The following is a 19065-nucleotide window of genomic DNA, read 5'->3' as shown; positions in this document are numbered from 1 at the left end:
GCCCTAAAGCCGCGTGACGAGCGTGGTCACTCCGCTGCGCGGAGCGTCTCGCGCGGCAGGGCGCGCGGGCCCGTCTCAGGTTCATCCTTCGGGCCGACGAAACGTCCGAAGATCCAGCCGAACAGGCGGCTGAGGTCGTCCATGATCGTGAAGACCGCCGGCACGAAGACCAGGCTGAGCAGGGTCGAGGCCAGCAGGCCGCCGATCACTGCGATCGCCATCGGCGCGCGGAAGGAGCCGCCCTCGCCGAGCGCAAGCGCCGAGGGGACCATGCCCGCCGCCATGGCGACGGTCGTCATCACGATCGGCCGGGCGCGCTTGCGGCCCGCGTCGATCAGCGCCGTCGTGCGATCGACGCCGCGGGCCACCTCCTCGATCGCGAAGTCGACGAGCAGGATCGCGTTCTTGGTCACGATGCCCATCAGCATCAGAAATCCGATGACGACCGGCAGGCTGACCGAGTTGTCGGTCAGCAGCAGCGCGACGAAGGCCCCGCCGATCGACAATGGGAGCGACATCAGGATGGTGATGGGCTGGGCGACGTCGGCGAACAGCAGCACGAGCACCGCGAACACCAGAAGCACGCCGGCGCCCATGGCGATCGCAAAGCCCGAGAACACCTCGTTCATGATCTCGACGTCGCCGAACTCCTTCAACGTCACCCCCTCGGGCAGGTTCTTCGCCGCGGGCAGCGCCTTGACCGCTTCGAGAGCCGTGCCGAGCGCGACGCCCGGAGCGAGGTCGCCCTCGATCGCGACGCGGCGGTCGCGGTCGTAGCGGTCGAGGCTCGTGGGACCCTTGCCGAAACTCACGTCGGCGACGGCGGATAGCGGCACGCTTCCGCCGGCGTCACGGCGCACGCGCAGGTTCTCGAAGGTCGCGACGTCGGCGCGCGCGGCCTCGTCCAGCTGGACGCGGATCGGCACCTGCCTGTCGCCCGCCGAAAACTTGGCGAGGTTCTGCTCGACGTCCCCGATGGTCGCGACGCGCACGGTCTCCGCGATCTGCGCGACCGAGACGCCGAGCTGGGCCGCCTCGTCGAGCTTGGGGACGATGCGGATTTCCGGCCGGTCGATCGCGGCCGTGGAGACGACGTTGAGCAGGCCCGGCACGGAGGCGCGCGTCTCCTTTTCGAGCGCCACCGCCGCCTTCTCCACGGCCGCGCCGTCCGAGCCGGAGACGATCAAAGTGAACTCGCGCTGGCCGCCGTCGTTGCCGAAGTTGCTGCGAATGTCCGGGATCGCCGCGAGCTGGCCGCGCACCTCGCCCTCGAACTGCTTCTGGCTCAAGGTCCGCTCGGAGCGCGGCTTGAGATTGATGATCAGGACGCCCTTGCGGACCTCGCCCGACGCCGCCATCGGCCCCGCCTGCGCGCCCGAACCGACGGAGGCGTAGACCGAGGCGACCTCGGGCCGCGCCAGCAGCAACCGGGTGATGCGCTGGCCGACCTCCTCGGACTGGTCGAGCGTCGAACCCGGCGGCAGCTCGATCTTCAGGATCGAGCGCGAGGTGTCGTTCTCGGGCAGGAAGCCCGAGGGGAGCAGACCCGCCAGCATGACGGAGCCTACGAACAGCGCGACGCCCGCGCCGACCGTGACGAAACGCCAGCGCACAGACCAGGCGAGAACGCGCGTGTAGCCGCGCATGATGACGCCGTCCCGCTCCTCATGGGCGCCATGGTCGCGCAGGAAGTAGGCGGTCAGCAGGGGGGTGATGAGCCGCGCCACCAGCAGCGAGAAGGCGACGGCGACCGCCACCGTGATGCCGAACTGCTTGAAGTACTGTCCCGCGATCCCGCCCATGAAGCTCACGGGCATGAACACCGCGATGATCGTGGCGGTGGTCGCGACCACCGCCAGACCGATCTCGTCCGCCGCCTCGATCGAAGCGCGGTAGGCTGACTTTCCCATGCGCATGTGGCGCACGATGTTCTCGATCTCGACGATGGCGTCGTCGACCAGGATGCCCGTGACCAGCGTGATCGCGAGCAGGCTGACGCCGTTGAGCGAAAAGCCGAGCGTGTCCATCACCCAGAACGTCGGCAGGATCGATAGCGGGATCGCGAGCGCCGAGATCAGCGTCGCCCGCACGTCGCGCAGGAACAGAAAGACCACGATCACCGCGAGCACCGCGCCCTCGATCAGCGTGTGCATCGCGCTTTCGTAATCCGCCTTGGTGTAGCGGACCGTGGTGTCGATCGGCGTGATCGTCACGTCGGGATAGCTCGCGGCGAGCTCGTCGAGCTTCGCTTTCGCCGCCTCCGCGACCACGACGTCCGAAAACCCCTTGGCGCGGTAGACGCCGAAGGCGACGATCGGCTTGCCGTCGAGGCGGGCGGCGGCGCGGGGCTCCGCCGAGCCATCGCGCACCGTGCCGAGGTCGGAGAGGCGCACCTCGCGCCCGCCCGGCAGGGAAATGCGCGCCTCCGCAAGACGCTCCACGGTGAGCGCGCCGGCGAGCGTGCGCACGGTCTGCTCCTGCGCGCCGACCTCGCCGCGGCCGCCCGCCAGGTCGACGTTTGTGGCGCGCAGCTGCGCGTTGACGTCCGCCGCGGTGACGCCCAGCGCCTGCAAGCGGGCGGGGTCCAGCGCGACGCGGATCTCGCGGTCGACGCCGCCCTCGCGCTTGACCTGCGCGACGCCGCGTACGCCCTGCAGCGCCCGGACGATGCGGTCGTCCACGAACCAGCTCAGCTCCTCCGGCGTCATCGCCGGGGCCGAGGCTGCGTAGGTCGAGATCGCCATGCCCTCGATGTCGATGCGCTGGATCAGCGGCTCTTCGATCGATTGCGGCAGGTCGGTGCGGATGCCGGTGACGGCGTCGCGCACGTCGTTGACCGCACGGTCGACCTGGGTCTCGAGCTGGAACTCGATGCTGGTGACGGACACGCCGTCGCCGATCGAGGAGGTGATGTGCTTGACGCCCGCGAGCCCCGCGACCGCGGTCTCGACGCGCTTCGTCACTTGCAACTCGAGCTCGCTCGGCGCCGCGCCGGTCTGGTTGATGGTGACCGAAACGAGCGGCAGGTCGATGTTCGGCATCCGCGTCACCGGCAGCGAGGCGAACGAGAACAGACCGATCGCCGTCAGCACCACGAACAGCACCAGCGGCGGGATCGGCTTGCGGATCGACCAGGCGGAGACGTTCAGGGCCATCGTTATCGGTCCCTCGCCGAAGCCGACACCGTCGGCGTCGTCACCGGCGCCACGCGGTCGCCGTCGCGCAGGAATCCGCCGGCGCGGGCGACGACCGCCTCCCCCGCCGCTATCCCCTCGAGAATTTCGACGCCGTCGGCGTCCTGCAGCCCGAGCGTCACACGCCGTTCGGACACGACGCCGTCCCTCACCACCTGCACGGTGACGCCCTCGGCGCCATAGAGGATCGCCGACTGCGGGACCGTCAGGCCCTCGCGGCGGGCGGTCTCGATCTGACCGCGCGCGAACAGGCCCGGCCGCAGCGCGCCGTCAGCCGGCAGCGCGATCCGCACGACGCCAAGCCGGGTGGTCGCGTCCACGGTGGGCTCCACCAGCCGAACCTGACCGTCGAACGGCTTCGGCACGCCGGCCGCCGTCACCCGCGCCGGCTGGCCGGCGGCGATGGAGTGCAGCCGGGTCTCGGTCGCCTCCGCCTTCAGCTCGATCTCGCCGTCCCGCACCAGCTGGAACAGCGGCTCCCCGGACATGCCGACGATCTGGCCTACCCGCGCCGTGCGGCTTGCGACCACGCCGGCGGAGGGAGCCCGGACCTCGGTGCGCGCGAGACGCAGCGCGATCTCGCGGCCCTGCGCTTCGGCCAGCGCCTTTTCGGCCTGGGCCACCTTGACGTTTTGGCCTTGCGCCCTCACCCGCGCGGCGGCGACCTGGGCCGCCGTCTGGCGGGCCTGAAGGGTCTCGCCGGTGACGTTGCCAGAGCCCTTGAGCTGTTCGGCGCGCTTCAGCGACGCCACCGCTTCGACCTGCGAAGCCTCGGCTTCGGCGATCGCAGCCTCGACCTGCGCGATGGCGGCCTCGGCCTTGGCGACCGAGGAGGCGTTCTGCAGCGCCTGGGTCTCCAGCATGTCGCGGTCGAGACGCGCGAGCACCTGGCCCTGAGCCACCCGGTCGCCGACGTCGACGAGGTATTCGTCGAGCCGAAGCCCGTCGATCTGCGCGCCGACCAGCACTTCGTCGCGGGCGACCAGCGTTCCGGTGACCTGCTCGACCTGCGCGATCTCACGTCGCGTCGCCGTCGCGACCGTGACCGAAATGGGCTTCGCCGCCGGAGCGGCGGATTCCGCCGCCTGCGACGGCGCCTCGCGTTCGGCGGCGTATCGGGCGACGTTGTCCTTGAACAGGAACGCGCCGGCGCCGAGCGCGGCGAGCGCGCAAAGAACCCAGGGCCAGCGACGGCGGCGACGGACGGGCGGCGTGGTTTCGGCGGGAGCCGCCACGTCCGGGCGGGTGCGCAAGGGAGCGTTCATAAGCGGGCCTCAGTCTGCGCGGCGCGCGGCGACTGCGGGGCCAGGAAGGCGCGGATCGCCCTCTCGTACATCGGCATCAAGCCGTCGAGCTTGGCGCCGGGCTCGATCAGGAGCCGCATCAGCACGCCGTCGGTCATCGCCATCAGCAGCCGCACGGCGTCGAGCGCGTCGAGCGCCGGGTCGATCTTGCCGAGCCTCATGCCGCGCTCCAGCACGCGGACGAGGATGTCGCGCATCTCGTCCTCACAGCGCTCCGAGATCGCTCGGACGGCGGGATTTCGCACGACCTCGGCGTTCAGCTCGGGGAAGATCACGAGGCTCTCCGGCATCAGGTTGCCGGTCATGAAGGCGCGGGCCGTGTCGATCAGCGCGCCGACCACGTCGTCGACCTCGAGCAGCGGCAGGAGCTGCGGCGCGATGTCGGCGCGGTCGCGCTCGACGATCGCTTCGATGATCGCCTCCTTGGAGGGAAAGTAACGGTAGAGCCCGCCCGGGCTCATGCCGGCCTCCGCGCAGATCGCCTGCATGCCGGTGGCGTGAAAGCCGCCGCGGGCGAAACAGGCGATCGCGGCGTCGAGGATCCGCCGCCTCTGGTCTTCCTGGCGCTGGGCCCGCAGTCCGAGCGGCGGGGTCATGTCGTTCATATGGCGGCCCGGAAAAGAGCGAACGTTCGTTCGCACTTTTTGGCACAGACCGGCCAAGAGGTAAAGCTTGGCCATGCCCAGCGCCGCGACGCGCCGAGCGTGGAGAGGTCAGCGTTGACCTGCGGGATTCGCGATCAGAGACGGCCGCGCGTCACGCGGCCGACCTTTCGGGCGCTTCGGATCAGCGCGCCTGGTCGACGTCGCGCACGGCGCCGCGGGCGGCGCTGGTGGTGAAGGCGGCGTAGGCCTTCAGCGCGGCGGAGACCTTGCGCTTGCGCGCCTTCGGCTTCCAGGCGTCGGCGCCGCGGGCGATCTCGGCCGCGCGGCGGGCCGCGATCACAGACGGCTCGACCGCAAGCCGGATCGACCGGCCGGGGATGTCGATCTCGACCATGTCGCCGTCCTCGACGAGCGCGATCAGGCCGCCCTCCGCCGCTTCCGGCGAGACATGGCCGATCGAGAGGCCGGACGAGCCGCCGGAGAAGCGGCCGTCGGTGACGAGCGCGCAGGCTTTGCCAAGGCCCTTCGATTTCAGGTAGCTCGTGGGGTAGAGCATCTCCTGCATGCCGGGGCCGCCGCGGGGGCCTTCGTAGCGGATGACGACCACCTCGCCGGCCACCACCTTGCCGGTGAGGATGCCGCTCACGGCGTCGTCCTGGCTCTCGAACACTTTGGCCGGGCCGGAGAACTTCAGGATCGACTCGTCGACGCCCGCGGTCTTCACGATGCAGCCGTCAAGCGCGAGGTCGCCGGAGAGCACGGCGAGACCGCCGTCCTTGGAGAAGGCGTGGTCGGCGCTGCGAATGACGCCGTTCTCGCGGTCGAGGTCGAGATCGTCGTAGCGGCGGCTCTGGCTGAACGCGGTCTGCGTCGGCACGCCGCCGGGGGCCGCGCGGAAGAAGGTCTTGACCGCCTCGCTTGTAGAGACCGCGACGTCCCAGCGTGCGAGCGCGTCGCCCAGCGTCGCGCTGTGGATCGTCGGCTCGTCGAGATGCAGCAGCCCGGCGCGGCCAAGCTCGCCGAGAATGCTCATGACGCCGCCAGCGCGGTGGACGTCCTCCATGTGCACGTCAGCCTTCGCCGGCGCGACCTTGCAGAGCACCGGCACGCGGCGCGACAGCCGGTCGATGTCCTCCATGGTGAAGCCGACCTCGCCCTCGTGGGAGGCCGCGAGCAGATGGAGCACGGTGTTGGTCGAGCCGCCCATGGCGATGTCGAGGCTCATGGCGTTCTCGAACGCGTTGAAGCTCGCGACCGAGCGCGGCAGCACGCTGGCGTCGTCGCTCTCGTAGTAGCGCTTGGCGATGTCGACGATCAGGTGGCCGGCCTCCACGAACAGGCGCTCGCGGTCGGCGTGGGTGGCGAGGGTCGAGCCGTTGCCCGGCAGCGAAAGGCCGAGCGCCTCGGTCAGGCAGTTCATGGAGTTCGCGGTGAACATGCCCGAGCACGAGCCGCAGGTCGGGCAGGCGGACCGCTCGATTTTCGCGACGTCCTCCTCCGCGACGCGGTCGTCGGCGGCCGCGACCATGGCGTCGACGAGGTCGAGCGCGACCTCCTTGCCCTTCAGCACGACCTTGCCGGCCTCCATCGGGCCGCCGGACACGAACACGGTGGGGATGTTGAGGCGGAGCGACGCCAGCAGCATGCCGGGCGTGATCTTGTCGCAGTTCGAGATGCAGACCATGGCGTCCGCGCAATGCGCGTTGACCATGTACTCGGCGCTGTCGGCGATCAGTTCGCGCGACGGCAGGCTGTAGAGCATGCCGTCGTGGCCCATCGCGATGCCGTCGTCGACGGCGATGGTGTTGAACTCCTTCGCGACGCCGCCCGCCTTCTCGATCTCGCGCGCGACCAGCTGGCCCAGGTCCTTGAGGTGGACGTGGCCGGGCACGAACTGCGTGAACGAGTTCACCACCGCGATGATCGGCTTGCCGAAGTCGCTGTCCTTCATGCCGGTGGCGCGCCAGAGCCCGCGGGCGCCGGCCATGTTGCGGCCATGGGTGGTGGTGCGGGAGCGGTAGGCGGGCATCTCGGCTGTCCTCGGAGGTCCGGTTCTTCTGGATCGTTCTCTTGGGGCAGGGATTTACGACCTCCGCGCCCCGCCGTCGAGCGTGCGGGCCTTGGGCCCTGCGTCCCGCGCGGCGCATGACGGGCGGCGGCCGGCGGGGCATGCTGGCCGAACCCGCGTCCGGAGAGCCTCGCCCCATGGCGGACCTGCGCAGCCTCGAGATCTTCTACTGGGTGGCGACGCTCGCGAGCTTTCGCCGCGCGGCCGAGCAGGTGAACACCACCCAGCCGGCCGTCTCCCAGCGCATCGCGGCGCTCGAGCAGGAGTACGGGCCGCTGCTCGAGCGGCGCGCCCGGGACGTCGCGCTCACCGACGCCGGCCGGCGGGTGCTGGCCTACGCCGAGCGCTTCCTCGCGCTGCGCGCCGAGATGACCGCCGACCTTGCGAGCCCCGAGACCATGACCGGCGCGCTGCGGCTCGGCGTGTCGGAGACCATCGTGCACCTCTGGCTGATTCCGTTCGTGGAGCGGCTGCGCGCGGTCTATCCCGGCGTCACGGTCGACATTTCGGTCGACATCTCCACCAACATGCAGGGCGCGCTGCTCGCCAACGAGATCGATCTCGCGCTCCTCGTCGGCCCGATCACCCTGCCGGACTTCGTGAACCGCCCGCTGTTCAGCACGCCCGTGGCGTGGATCGCCTCGCCGCAGCTCCTGGACTGCGACCGCACGCTCGCTCTCGACGACCTGCTGCGCCACCCGCTGATCACCTACCCGAAGAACACCAGCCCCTACGTGGAGCTCCGCGACCTGATCCTGCGCGCGAGCGGGCCGCCGCCCCAGATCCACACCAGCGCCTCGCTCGCCACAATCGTAAAGATGACGATGGAGCGGCTCGGGATCTGCGTGATCCCGCCGGCGATCGTGCGCAAGGAGATCGCGGCCGGCGAACTCGTGGTGGCGCCGACCGAGGTGCGGCTGTCGCCGATCGGCTTCACGGCGACCTACGCCAATCGCCCCGGTCAGCATCTGGCGGAGCAGGCCGCGCGGATCGCCCAGGAGGTCGCCGGCGCCTTCGCGGCGGCGCCTCCCGCGCCATAATGAGGGCTTATCGCCGCTGATCCGCAATCACGATTGGCGAAAATCGGGGCAGGCGATCACGCTGCTGCAATCCTGGGCAAGCGACAGACGCACTGGCCTGATGGCCGATCGTCCCGCACTCGCCCGACCGCCGCTGGGGAGGCGCGCCATGACCGAGACGCCGTCATCGGACGCCAACACGCCTCGCTTTCTCGACGCCGGAGAGGCCGCGCTTGTGGTCGAGTTCGGCGCGACGGTCGACCCGGCGGTCAACGACCGCGTGCTGTCGCTCGACGCCGCGCTGCGCGCGCGGACGCCGGAGGGCGTCACCGAAACCGTCCCGACCTATCGCTCGCTGATGATCCACTACGACCCGCTGAGGCTTGACCGCAGCGCGCTGGTGGAGGCGGTGAAGGATCTGAGCCGGGCCGACGCCGCCGAACGTGCGCCCGGCCGCGCCTGGATCGTGCCCTGCTGCTACGACCCCGCCTTCGGCGAGGACCTGGCCGAAGTCGCCGAGAAAATCGGGCTCGCGTCGGACAAGGTCGTGGCGCTGCATTCCGGCGCCGACTACCGCGTCTACATGTACGGCTTCGCGCCCGGCTTCGCCTATCTGGGCGGGCTGCCGCAGGCCCTCGGCCTGCCGCGCCGACCGACGCCGCGCCCGCCCCACCCCGAGGGCGCGTTGATGATCGGCGGCGGCCTCGCCGCGGTCGCCTCCTTCCCGATGCCGACGGGGTGGTACGTGCTCGCGCGCACGCCCGAGCGGCTGTTCTCGGCCCGGCGCGACCCGACCTTTCTGTTCGAGGCCGGCGACACGCTCCGCTTCGAGGCGGTCGACGCCGCGACCTTCGCCGAACTCGACGGCCGGGCCGGCGCCGGCGAGGTCGTCGCCCGTCGTGCGGAGCCCCGGCCATGACGACGGCGCGGCTGAAGATCCTGTCCGGCGCCGGAGCGACGCTGCAGGACGCGGGACGCCACGGCTACATGCGCTATGGCGTGACGCCGGCGGGGCCCATGGACCCGCTGGCGTTCGCGACCGCCAACCGGGCGCTCGGAAACGACCTCGGGGCCACCGCGGTCGAGGTCTCGGTCGGCGGGCTTTCCGTCGCGGCCGAGGGCCCGCTCGACGTGGCGATCGCGGGCGGCGGCTTCCGAATCGAACACGACGGCCGGGCGCTGCCGTCGAACGTCGCTCTGACGCTGAAACCCGACAGCGTCCTGACGCTGAAGGCCGGCGCGAACGGCGCTTGGGGATATCTCGCCGTCGGCGGCGGGATCGACGTCGCCCCGACCCTCGGCTCGGCCGCCACCCACACCCGCTCCGGCTTCGGCGGGCTCGACGGTCGCGCCCTGCGGGCCGGCGACGCGCTCACTCTCAAGGACGCCCGCGCGAGCGTCGGCGAGCCCGCTGCGATGACCGTCCCCTGGCTCGACCGCCGTCCGGACCGCATCCGGGTCGTGCTCGGCCCCCAGGCGGACGCCTTCGCCCCGGACGACATCGAGGCCTTTCTCAACGAGGGCTGGACCGTGACGGCGCGCGGCGACCGCATGGCGTGCTTCCTCAAGGGACGGCCGCTGCGCCATGCGGCGGGCCACGACATCGTCTCGGACGGGATCGCCATGGGCGCGATCCAGGTTCCAGGCGACGGGCTACCGATCGTGCTGATGGCGGACCGCCAGCCCACCGGCGGCTACCCCAAGATCGCGACCGTGATCGGCGCCGACCTCGGCCGCCTCGCCCAGGTCCAGGCCGGCGGCGTCGTGCGCTTCGCGGCGGTCTCCATCGAGGAGGCCGTCGCCGCCCGCCGCGCGGAGCGCGACGCGCTGGAGCCCGCCATCCGCCTCGATCCGGTCGTTCGCACCGCCTTCAGCTCCGAATTCCTGCTCGGCCTGAACCTCATCGACGGCGTCACCGCGTGACGCAATGGAGAGCCTCATGAACCAGCCCGTCGCTCACGCCAGCCTCGCCCCTGCGACGCCGTTTCGCACAGCGGCCGACGCCCGCCGCGCCATCCGCAGCGGCACCTGGACCGGGCACACCGTCGGCCTCGCCCCCGCCCATGTGCAGGGCAACCTGATGATCCTCCCCGCGGACCTCGCGGGCGACTTCCTGCGCTTCTGCCAGGCGAATCCCAAGCCCTGCCCGCTGCTCGGGGTGTCCGAACCGGGATCGCGGCGGCTTCCCGCCCTCGGACTCGATCTCGACCTCGCCACCGACGCGCCCGGGTATCGCGTGTTCGAGCATGGCGAACTGACCGCCGAGGTCGCCGATCTGGAGGCGATCTGGCGCGACGACTTCGTCACCTTCGTCATCGGCTGCTCGTTCTCGTTCGAGGACGCGCTGCTGGCCGCCGGCGTGCCGCTGCGGCACGTCGCGGAGGGCCGCAACGTCGCGATGTATAAGACCTCGATCCCCACGACGGCGGCCGGCCCGTTCCATGGACCTCTGGTCGTCTCGATGCGGCCGATGAAGGCCGCGGACGCCATCCGCGCGATCCAGATCACCGGCCGCCTTCCGGCGGTGCACGGCGCGCCGGTGCACATCGGCGATCCCTCGCTGATCGGGATCGCCGACATCGCCGCCCCCGACTTCGGCGATCCCGTCGCGATCCTGCCGGACGAGATGCCGGTGTTCTGGGCCTGCGGCGTCACTCCGCAGGCCGTCGCGATGGCGGCCAAGCCCGCGCTGTGCGTCACCCATGCCCCCGGCCTGATGCTGATCACGGATCTTCTGAACCGGGACCTCGCCTTCGTCTGATCTCACGCCGCGGTCCGGAGCGCCCGGACGCGACCCTCAAGGGAGAGCTTCGATGTGGCTGAAAGACACGAACGCCAGCGAGAGGCGCGTCCTGACGGCGGCCTTCGCGGGCTACGGCGTCGACGCGTTCGACTACATGATCTACACCTTCATGATCTCGACGCTCGCTATTGTGTGGGGTCTTTCGAAGACCGAGGCCGGCAACATCGCGACCGCCGCCCTGATAACCTCCGCCATCGGCGGTTGGGCCGCAGGCGTGCTGGCGGACCGCTTCGGCCGGGTCCGCGTCCTCCAGCTCACCGTCGCCTGGTTCTCGGTGTTCACGGTGCTGAGCGGGTTCACCAACTCCTACGAGCAGCTGCTGTTCACCCGCGCCATGCAGGGCTTCGGCTTCGGCGGCGAATGGTCGGTCGGATCGGTGCTGATCGCTGAGTCGATCCAGGCGCGCTACCGCGGCAAGGCGGTCGGCCTGGTGCAGAGCAGCTGGGCGGTCGGCTGGGCCTGCGCCGCGATCGCCTACTGGGCGGTGTTCGCTTTCGTGGAGCCCGAGCTCGCCTGGCGCATCCTGTTCTGGATGGGGGCGCTGCCCGCCGTCATCATCTTCTACATCCGCCGCAAGGTGCAGGACCCGCAGGTCTACACCGACACCAAGGCCCGCATGCTGGAGCGCGGCGAGACGGGCAACTTCCTCGAGATCTTCTCGCGTCCGCTGATCGTCCGCACCATGCTCGCCAGCCTGCTCGCGACCGGCATGCAGGGCGGCTACTACGCCGTCACCACGTGGCTGCCGACCTACCTCAAGACCGAGCGCAACCTCTCGGTGCTCAACACCAGCAGCTACCTGCTCGTGCTGATCCTCGGCTCCTTCATCGGCTATCTCACCAGCGCCTGGCTGTCAGACCGGATCGGCCGGCGCAAGGGCTTCATCCTGTTCGGCGTCTGCGCCGGCGTGCTGGTGTCGAGCTACATGCTGATCCCGATCAACGACACCGCAATGCTGTTCCTCGGCTTCCCGCTGGGCTTCTTCCTGTCCGGCGTGTTCTCCGGCATGGGCGCCTTCCTGAGCGAGCTGTTCCCGAGCCGGGTGCGAGGCTCGGCGCAAGGCTTCTGCTACAACTTCGGCCGCGCCGTCGGCGCGATCTGCCCCGCGCTCGTCGGTTACCTGAGTGGTTCGCTCACACTCGGCGTGGCGATCGGGGTGATGGCGGTGGGCGCCTACACGCTCGTGGTGATCGCGGCGCTGCTGCTGCCGGAGACCGCCGGCCGGGAGCTCGAAGCCGACGAGACCGCGAGCGACTTGAAGACCGCCGCGGCCCCGGCGGCCGCCGCGAGCTGACGTAAGGAGCCAGCCGATGCCGACCATCGACCTCAACGCCGACCTCGGCGAGGGCTTCGGGGCCTACGTTTGCGGTGACGACGGCGCGATGCTCGACGTCGTCACCTCGGCCAATGTCGCCTGCGGCCTTCACGCCGGCGACCCGGAGATCATGGCGAGCACCTTCGCCATGGCCAAGGCCAAGAGCGTCGCCGTCGGCGCCCACCCCGGCTTCCCCGACCTCTGGGGGTTCGGCCGCCGGCGGATGCCGTTCACGGCCGCCGAGATCGAGCGGCTGGTCGCCTACCAGGTCGGCGCGGCGCAGGCGCTCGCGGCCTACGCCGGCCACCGGATCACCTACGTGAAGGCGCACGGCGCGCTCGCGAACCTCGCCGCCGCCGAACGCGAGGTGGCGGACGCCGTGGCGAAAGCGGTGAAGGCGGTCGACCCGACGCTCGCGCTGCTCGCGATCGCCCTGACCGCGCAGGTCCCGGCCGGAGAGGCGGCGGGGCTCGCCGTGCACCAGGAAATCTTCGCCGACCGCGGGTACGACGAGGCCGGCCAACTGATCGCGCGCGGCCAGCCGGGGGCCCTGCTGCAGGACGCCGACGAGGCCGCGGACCGCGCCATCGCCATGGTCGAGGAGGGCGCGATCGTCACGACGTCGGGCGCGCGGCTGAAAACCCCGATCCGCTCGATCTGCGTCCACGGCGATTCCGATCACGCCGTGGCGATGGCGAGGGCCGTCCGCGAACGCCTGCGCGCGGCGGGCGTCGACTTGGCGGCGTTCGCAGCGGCCTGAGCGTTTCGACGGCCGGCCGAAAATGCAGCCCTTGGACTCAGCCCGCGGGCGCCGCCCGCTTCATCGCGAGGCCTGGCTTGCCAGCCCTCAACCCCTGCACCATCGCGAGGTTGGCCCGCACTTTTTCGTCCGCCCGCGGGCTCGCCGCCGCCTGCAGAAGGACCTGCTCGGCCTTGGGCAGGTCGCGGTTCAGCGCGTAGGACAGTCCGAGGTTCGAAAGGATGGCGGGTTCGCCGGGCGCGATCTTCAGGGCCGCCTCATAGTAGCCCCGCGCCTCCCCGCTGCGGCCGAGCTGGTCGAGGATCGCCGCCTGCGCGTTCAGGATGCGCCAGTCCGGGTTTTCCGGCGCATGGGCGCGGCCGAGCACGTTCAGCGCGTCCTCCAGCCGGCCGGCGTCGGCCAGCGAACGGCCGTAGGCGCCGAGGATCTGCTTCTGCGAGGGGTTCTTGATGCTCGCGCTTTCCAGCACGGCCAGCGCCTGGGCCTTCTGGCCGAGCGCGCGGAGCGTCGCCCCGTAAGCGTAAGCCGTCGCCGCGTCGTTCGGGTTCTTGGCGTAGGACGCGCCGTAGGACGCGGCCATCTTGCGCAGCTGCGCGTCCTTCGCCTCGGGCGTCGCGATCTCGCGCGAGGCGCTGGTCTTGAAGATGGAGCCCGTGACGTCGCCGTCCGTCTTGCAGCCGGCGAGCCCTACGGCGAACAGCGCGACCGCCGCGAACCGGCCAAACGCGAGCGTGGCGCTGGAGAGCATGATCGAGCCTCGAACAGCCGCGCCGTCCCGGAGGCGCCCCGTTTGAGGTCATAATCCGTTAACCCTAATGGGCGGTTAACAGATTGATCCAGGTTATGATCTGAGCATGCCCTTCCGGACGGCCCGCATGCGTTCGCTCTTGCGCCTCGCGCCCCTTCTCGCCGTGATCGCTGTCGCCCCCGCTGCGGCTCGCGACGCGACGCACGCCTCCGAGGGCGCGCCGCCCGAGATCGCGACGGGCTTCGCGCCCAAGCCGCTCGTGCGCGCGCAGCGCTTCATGGCGGCGACCGCGAACGGCCACGCCACCGCCGCGGCCGTCGCCATGCTGCGCGCCGGCGGCTCGGCAGCGGACGCCGTGATCGCCGCGCAGCTGACGCTCGGCCTCGTCGAACCGCAGTCCTCAGGCCTCGGCGGCGGCGCTTTCGCCCTGGTGTGGAGCGCCGCGGAGAAACGCCTCTCCACATTCGACGGCCGCGAGACGGCCCCGGCGGCGGCCACGCCGACGCTGTTCCAGGACGAGCGCGGCGAGCCGCTGTCGCGGCTGGACGCCGTCATCGGCGGCCGCTCGGTCGGGACGCCGGGAACGCCGCGGCTGCTGGAGCGCCTGCACCAGCGCTCGGGCCGCCTGCCCTGGGCGGAGCTCTTCAGTCCGGCGCTGCGTCTCGCCGAGGAGGGCTTCGCCGTCTCGCCCCGGCTCGCGGCGCAGATCGCCGACGACGCGGAGCGCCTCGCCCGGATCCCGGCGACGGCGGCCTATTTCCTCCCCGGCGGCCGGCCGCTCCGGGCGGGCGAGACCCTCCGCAACCCCGCCTACGCCGAGACCCTCAAGGCGCTCCGCGACGGCGGCGCCGACGCCTTCTACGAAGGACCGATCGCCGTCGACCTCGTGCAGGCCGTGCGTTTCGCGCCTACGAATCCCGGCCTGCTCGCCGCCGGCGATCTCGCGCGCTACCAGGTCGTCGAGCGCGCGGCGGTCTGCGCGCCCTACCGTTCTTACGAGGTCTGCGGCATGGGCCCGCCCTCGTCCGGCGGGATCGCGGTCGCGCAGATTCTGGGGATGATCGCACCCGCCGACATCGCGGGGCTCGGGCCTGCGAGCGCCGAGGCCTGGCGGCTGATCGGCGACGCCTCCCGCCTCGCCTTCGCCGACCGCGAGCGTTACGTCGCGGACCCCGCCTTCGTGCCGCAGCCGACCCGCGGCCTGCTCGCCCGCGACTATCTCGCCGATCGCGCCCGGCTGCTCTCCGGCCCCCGCGCGCTCGACGAGGCGCCTCCGGGACGGCCGAAGTTCTCGCACGCCTTCGTCGACGGCGCGGCGTTGGACCTGCCGGCGACCAGCCATCTGTCGACCGTCGACGCTGAGGGAAACGTGGTCTCCATGACCACCACCATCGAGGCGGGATTCGGCTCCCGGCTGATGGCGCGGGGCTTCCTGCTGAACAACGAGCTGACCGACTTCTCCTTCCGCAGCCACCGCGACGGGACGCCGGTCGCGAATCGCGTCGAGCCTGGCAAGCGCCCGCGCTCCACCATGGCGCCGACGATCGTGCTGAAGGACGGCCGGCCCCTGCTCGCGCTCGGTTCGCCCGGCGGATCGCAGATCGCGGGCTATGTGGCGAAGACGCTGGTGGCGCGGCTGGACTGGGGAATGGACATCGCCCAGGCGATCGCCCTGCCCAACCTCGTGAACCGCTTCGGGCCCTTCGAGCTGGAGGCGGGCACCTCCGCGGAAGCGCTAGCGCCCGCGCTGCAGGCGCTCGGCTTCCGGACAGTCGCGACCGACCTGACCTCGGGGACCCAAGCGATCGAGATCACGCACGACGGCCTGCTCGGCGCCGCGGACCCCCGCCGCGAGGGCGTGGCGAGCGGGGACTGAGCGCCTTTGAGGGTTTCACGTCAGGTGAACGCGACGGCGCGTCACGCACCGCCGTCGCCCCGGGCCTGTCCCGGGGCCCATAAGCCCGCCGGTCGAGGCTGCTCTCAACCGGCGGGCTTTATGGATTCCGGGACTTCGCCCGGAATGACGGCGTGGTTCATTGGGTCGACAAACTCGGACGGCTTTAGGGAGCCGCGCGCGACGACGTTTCAGAGCGCTCGGCCTCGAAATGTACGGCGAGCCAGACGGTCGGTTGGTCGGGGTCGGTGAAGGTGACCCGGTGCGCGACGCCGGCCGGGATCAGCATGTGATCTCCGGGCGACAGCGCGGTCTCGCCCGCGGTCGTCTCGATCCGGGCGGCGCCCGCCAGCACCAGCACCCACTCGTCGTGGCTTTGCCCGTAGGGCCGGTCCGCCGGCGTGGTCTGGCCTTGCGACACGATCCGCTCGATCCGGCAGCCCGGCCGCGTCAGGACGTCCGCGAACTGCTCCTCGGCGGAGGCGTCGGGAAGCGGGGTCAGGAGATTGCCGGGCGCCATCGATCTGTCCGAAAGCCGCGCGGCGGGCGACTGCGTTCCGCCGCGGTCAAAGGAAACGGCGCAGTCGGCCTCACGGCGTCAGCAGGCGCTCCAGGTAGTCGAGCTCGTCGCGCGAGCGCTCGTTCTCGCCCAGCCGCCGGCGGAGCTCTTCGAGCACGCGACGGGCGCGCTGGGCCTCGATCTCGCCCGGCACCTTGGTCGTCGTTCCGTCGCTCTCGCGGCGGCGGACGGGGCGGCCGAGCGGATCGTCGTCGCGGCCGCCCTCGCCTTCCCGCATGCCCTGCGCGCCCTCGCCCGGCTGCTGGCCCGGCTCGCCGCCCTGTTGGCCTTCCTGCATCTGGTTCGCGAGGTTCTGCGCGCCCTTGCGCAGGTTCTCCAGCGCCTTGCCCTGGTCGTCGAGCGCCTGGCCGGTCTCGCCCTGGCCGAGCGAGCCGCGGGCGTCGCCCATGCTCCGGCCGGCTTCGCCCAGCGCGTTCTCGCCCTCGCCCTGCTCGCCTTGGCCCTGCTGGCCTTGCTGACCCTGACCGGGCTGCCGGCCCTGGCCCTGCTGCCCGGGCTGGCGCCCCTGCTGCCCCGGCTGTTGACCCTGCTGCTGGCCGGGCCGCCGCTGGCCCTGCCGCTGCTGCTGGCCGTCCTGCATCTCCTTCATCAGCTGGTCGAGCTTGTCGCGCAGCGCCTGCTGCTGCTCGGCGAGCGCGCCCATCTGGTCCTGCTCGCCTTTGTGGCCTTGCTGGCCCGGCTGACGGCGGCCCTGCTGGCCACGCTGGTTGCGGTCGGCCCGCTCATTCTGGCGGAATTGCTGGAAGGTCTTGTCGCGCAGCTTGCTCTGGTCGCGGATCATGTCCTGCAGCTTGTCGAGCTGCTGCTGCTGCGCCTGGCTGTTCGGATCCTGCTGCTGGCGCTGGGCGGTCTGCAGGTTGTCGAGCATCTGGCGGAGCTCGTTCAGCGCCTGTCGGGCCGCGTCGCGCGCGCCGGACTTCGCCATCTGCTCCATCCGGTCGATCATTTTCTGCAGGTCTTGCGGCGTCACGGCCTGCGCGCCGTTCGGGCTCTTCTGCGCCTGGCTGTTCGGCTGCTGGGCCTTCTGCGCCAGCTCCTTCATGAACTGGTCGAGCGCCTTGCGCAGGTCCTCGGTGAGCTTGGCGATCTCCTGCTCGGAGGCGCCGTTCTCAAGCGCCTTGCGCAACGCCTCCTCGGCGGCGCGCAGGTTCTTCTCGGCCTCAGGCAGATCGCCGTCCTCGATCCGCAGCGCCATCTGCCAGAGGTAGTCCGCGACTTCGCGCAGCTGATCGTCGGCGTGGGCGAGTTCGAGCCGGCGGTAGGCGGTGCGCAGGCCGAGATAGATCGAAGCCTGCGGCGTGAACTCCTCCGGAAGCAGCATCAGCGCCTGCAGCGCCTGCGCCACCTTGGGCTTTGCGTTGGCGTCGAGCGCGAGGTCCCGGCGCTGCTCGACCAGCGCGCGGGCGAGCGGATTGGTGAAGGGCCGCGCCGGCAGACGCAGCGGCGTCGCGGCGCTCGCGCCCTCCTGTCCGGCCTCGTCGCGGGCGTGCAGCGTCATGACGACGTCGGCGCCGGCCCAAGGGTGCTCCATCAGGTCGAGCGGCGTCTGGGCCTGGCCCTCCCGCGCCCGGGCGCGAGGCAGGCCAAGCGCGACCTTCGGCGCGTCGTAGAGCGGGCGCTTCGCCACAGGCTCCTCGGTCGAGGCCTTTTGCCCGAACAGCGGTTTGGGCGCGGGCGTCGGCCGGAGGGCGAAGCGCGCCTCGGCGCCGGCCACGCCGTAGTCGTCCTTGACGTCGTAGGCGACCGTCAGCGTGCCGCGGGCGTTGCGCTGGGGCGGGCTCGCGAGCGCGATCGTCGGCGGCTGGTCGGGGATCACCGCGAAGCGCCAGACGCGCGGCTCGGCGCCCGCGGTCTCCACCGTCGCCTCGGCTTCACCCGTGAGCTTAAAGCGGCGCTCGACCACTCCGTCCGGCGTCTTTCCCGGCAGTTCGACCGGTTCGACGCCTCCGGTCGCCCGTATGTCCGCCGACCCGCCTGCGGCGCGCACGACGAGGATGGACCCGGTCGGCGCGCGAACCGCCTCGGCGGCCTGCGGCGCGTCGGGGGCCGCGGCGGCGCGTGGATCAGGCGCGGAGGCGGGGCGGCCGGCCGTCAGGTAGATCGGCGGGCGTCCGGTGTAGGCCGGCGGGGCGACCCAGGCGTCGATGCGGGCGGGCGTCGCCTCCGCCGCCGGCGCGGTCCAGTCGAAAGCGGTCAACACCCGGGCCGCGCGATCGCCGCCGGCGACCGAGAAGGCCACGACCAGCACGAGGCCGACGAGAAACCGCAGCGCGTAGGGGTCACGCGCGGCGAGCCGCGGCGCGGGCGCGGGCGCTTTCAAGCGCCGGGCCTCGGCCTCGACGCGGTCGCGATGGGCCTGCCAGAGCGCGCGGGTGAGCGGATCGTCGCCGGTGGTCGGCGCCAGCCGGTCGTCGAGGCTGGTGGCGGGCCGGTGCGCGACGCCGCTCGCGCGGTCGATGCGGGCGAGGAGGTCGCCGCGGCCCGGCGCGGCGATGCGGATCAGGGGCGCGAAAGCGGCGAGGCCGGCGAGCGCGAACAGCGCCACGCCCGTCATGCGGCCGAGCGGCGGCAGCGCGTCCCACAGGCCGAACCACGACAGGCTGAGGAACAGCGCGACCACGGTGAGGGCTGCGGCCAGCGCCGGCCAGACGCCTTCCCACACGAGCGCAAGCCGGGCGCGCCGCACCAGCCGGTCGATCAGGGCCCCGCGCGCGCCGCGCGGGTCAGGCTGGGTCTCGTTCAAACGCCGGTCTCCCGTGCGCGCCCGTCCCCAAG

General features: G+C 71.5%; 14 protein-coding genes. 7 read left to right on the top strand and 7 right to left on the bottom strand.

Translation table 11 applies throughout. From position 1 onward, the window contains the following. Positions 1–26: 26 nt before the first annotated feature. The 4 genes from K244_RS0116585 to ilvD form a co-directional block, all read right to left on the bottom strand. Entirely contained in the window at positions 27–3155 is a 3129-nt protein-coding gene (locus tag K244_RS0116585; protein ID WP_020187408.1) for an efflux RND transporter permease subunit, read from the bottom strand. Between the two features lie 2 nt (positions 3156–3157). Further along, on the bottom strand, positions 3158–4459 hold the full coding sequence (locus K244_RS0116580) for an efflux RND transporter periplasmic adaptor subunit (RefSeq protein WP_020187407.1): 1302 nt from the start codon (positions 4457–4459) through the stop codon (positions 3158–3160). Then, entirely contained in the window at positions 4456–5103 is a 648-nt protein-coding gene (locus K244_RS0116575) for a TetR/AcrR family transcriptional regulator (RefSeq protein ID WP_020187406.1), read from the bottom strand. Before K244_RS0116575 ends, K244_RS0116580 begins: the two co-directional genes overlap by 4 nt. A 181-nt stretch (positions 5104–5284) precedes the next feature. Next, a complete protein-coding gene (gene ilvD, locus K244_RS0116570; RefSeq protein WP_020187405.1) occupies positions 5285–7132 on the bottom strand; it encodes a dihydroxy-acid dehydratase in 1848 nt (615 codons plus the stop codon). Between the two features lie 176 nt (positions 7133–7308). Between ilvD and K244_RS0116565 the strand changes: the two genes are divergently transcribed. From K244_RS0116565 to K244_RS0116540, 6 genes are all read left to right on the top strand, one after another. Further along, complete coding sequence (locus K244_RS0116565) at positions 7309–8211, top strand: LysR family transcriptional regulator (RefSeq protein ID WP_020187404.1); 903 nt, start codon at positions 7309–7311, stop codon at positions 8209–8211. 148 nt (positions 8212–8359) lie between these two features. After that, on the top strand, positions 8360–9109 hold the full coding sequence (locus K244_RS0116560) for an allophanate hydrolase subunit 1 (RefSeq protein WP_020187403.1): 750 nt from the start codon (positions 8360–8362) through the stop codon (positions 9107–9109). Further along, complete coding sequence (locus K244_RS0116555; protein ID WP_020187402.1) at positions 9106–10113, top strand: biotin-dependent carboxyltransferase family protein; 1008 nt, start codon at positions 9106–9108, stop codon at positions 10111–10113. Before K244_RS0116560 ends, K244_RS0116555 begins: the two co-directional genes overlap by 4 nt. Positions 10114–10129: 16 nt before the next feature. Continuing rightward, positions 10130–10951, top strand: a complete 822-nt coding sequence (locus tag K244_RS0116550) for a putative hydro-lyase (protein ID WP_020187401.1) — start codon at positions 10130–10132, stop codon at positions 10949–10951. Between the two features lie 52 nt (positions 10952–11003). Next, positions 11004–12287 carry an MFS transporter gene (locus K244_RS0116545; protein WP_020187400.1) on the top strand — a complete coding sequence of 428 codons (1284 nt, stop codon included), beginning with the start codon at positions 11004–11006 and terminating at the stop codon, positions 12285–12287. Positions 12288–12303: 16 nt separating this feature from the next. Further along, the gene (locus K244_RS0116540; RefSeq protein ID WP_020187399.1) at positions 12304–13068 is read left to right on the top strand and encodes a 5-oxoprolinase subunit PxpA; all 765 of its coding nucleotides are present in this window, start codon (positions 12304–12306) and stop codon (positions 13066–13068) included. A gap of 37 nt (positions 13069–13105) precedes the next feature. Here the strand turns inward: K244_RS0116540 and K244_RS0116535 are convergent, their stop codons facing one another. Then, the gene (locus tag K244_RS0116535; RefSeq protein ID WP_020187398.1) at positions 13106–13816 is read right to left on the bottom strand and encodes a tetratricopeptide repeat protein; all 711 of its coding nucleotides are present in this window, start codon (positions 13814–13816) and stop codon (positions 13106–13108) included. Between the two features lie 127 nt (positions 13817–13943). On the opposite strand from K244_RS0116535, the gene ggt reads away from it, so the two are divergent. Then, positions 13944–15692: a gamma-glutamyltransferase gene (ggt, locus tag K244_RS0116530; RefSeq protein WP_020187397.1), complete on the top strand. Its 1749-nt coding sequence runs from the start codon at positions 13944–13946 to the stop codon at positions 15690–15692. A gap of 184 nt (positions 15693–15876) precedes the next feature. Here ggt and K244_RS0116525 read toward each other — a convergent pair whose 3' ends face one another. Beyond that, complete coding sequence (locus tag K244_RS0116525) at positions 15877–16230, bottom strand: cupin domain-containing protein (protein ID WP_020187396.1); 354 nt, start codon at positions 16228–16230, stop codon at positions 15877–15879. A gap of 70 nt (positions 16231–16300) precedes the next feature. Further along, a complete protein-coding gene (locus K244_RS0116520; RefSeq protein WP_020187395.1) occupies positions 16301–19033 on the bottom strand; it encodes a TIGR02302 family protein in 2733 nt (910 codons plus the stop codon). Positions 19034–19065: the final 32 nt, after the last annotated feature.

The organism is Methylopila sp. 73B, assembly GCF_000526315.1.
GTDB lineage: Bacteria > Pseudomonadota > Alphaproteobacteria > Rhizobiales > Methylopilaceae > Methylopila.
This window is presented reverse-complemented; position numbering and strand designations above follow the sequence as displayed.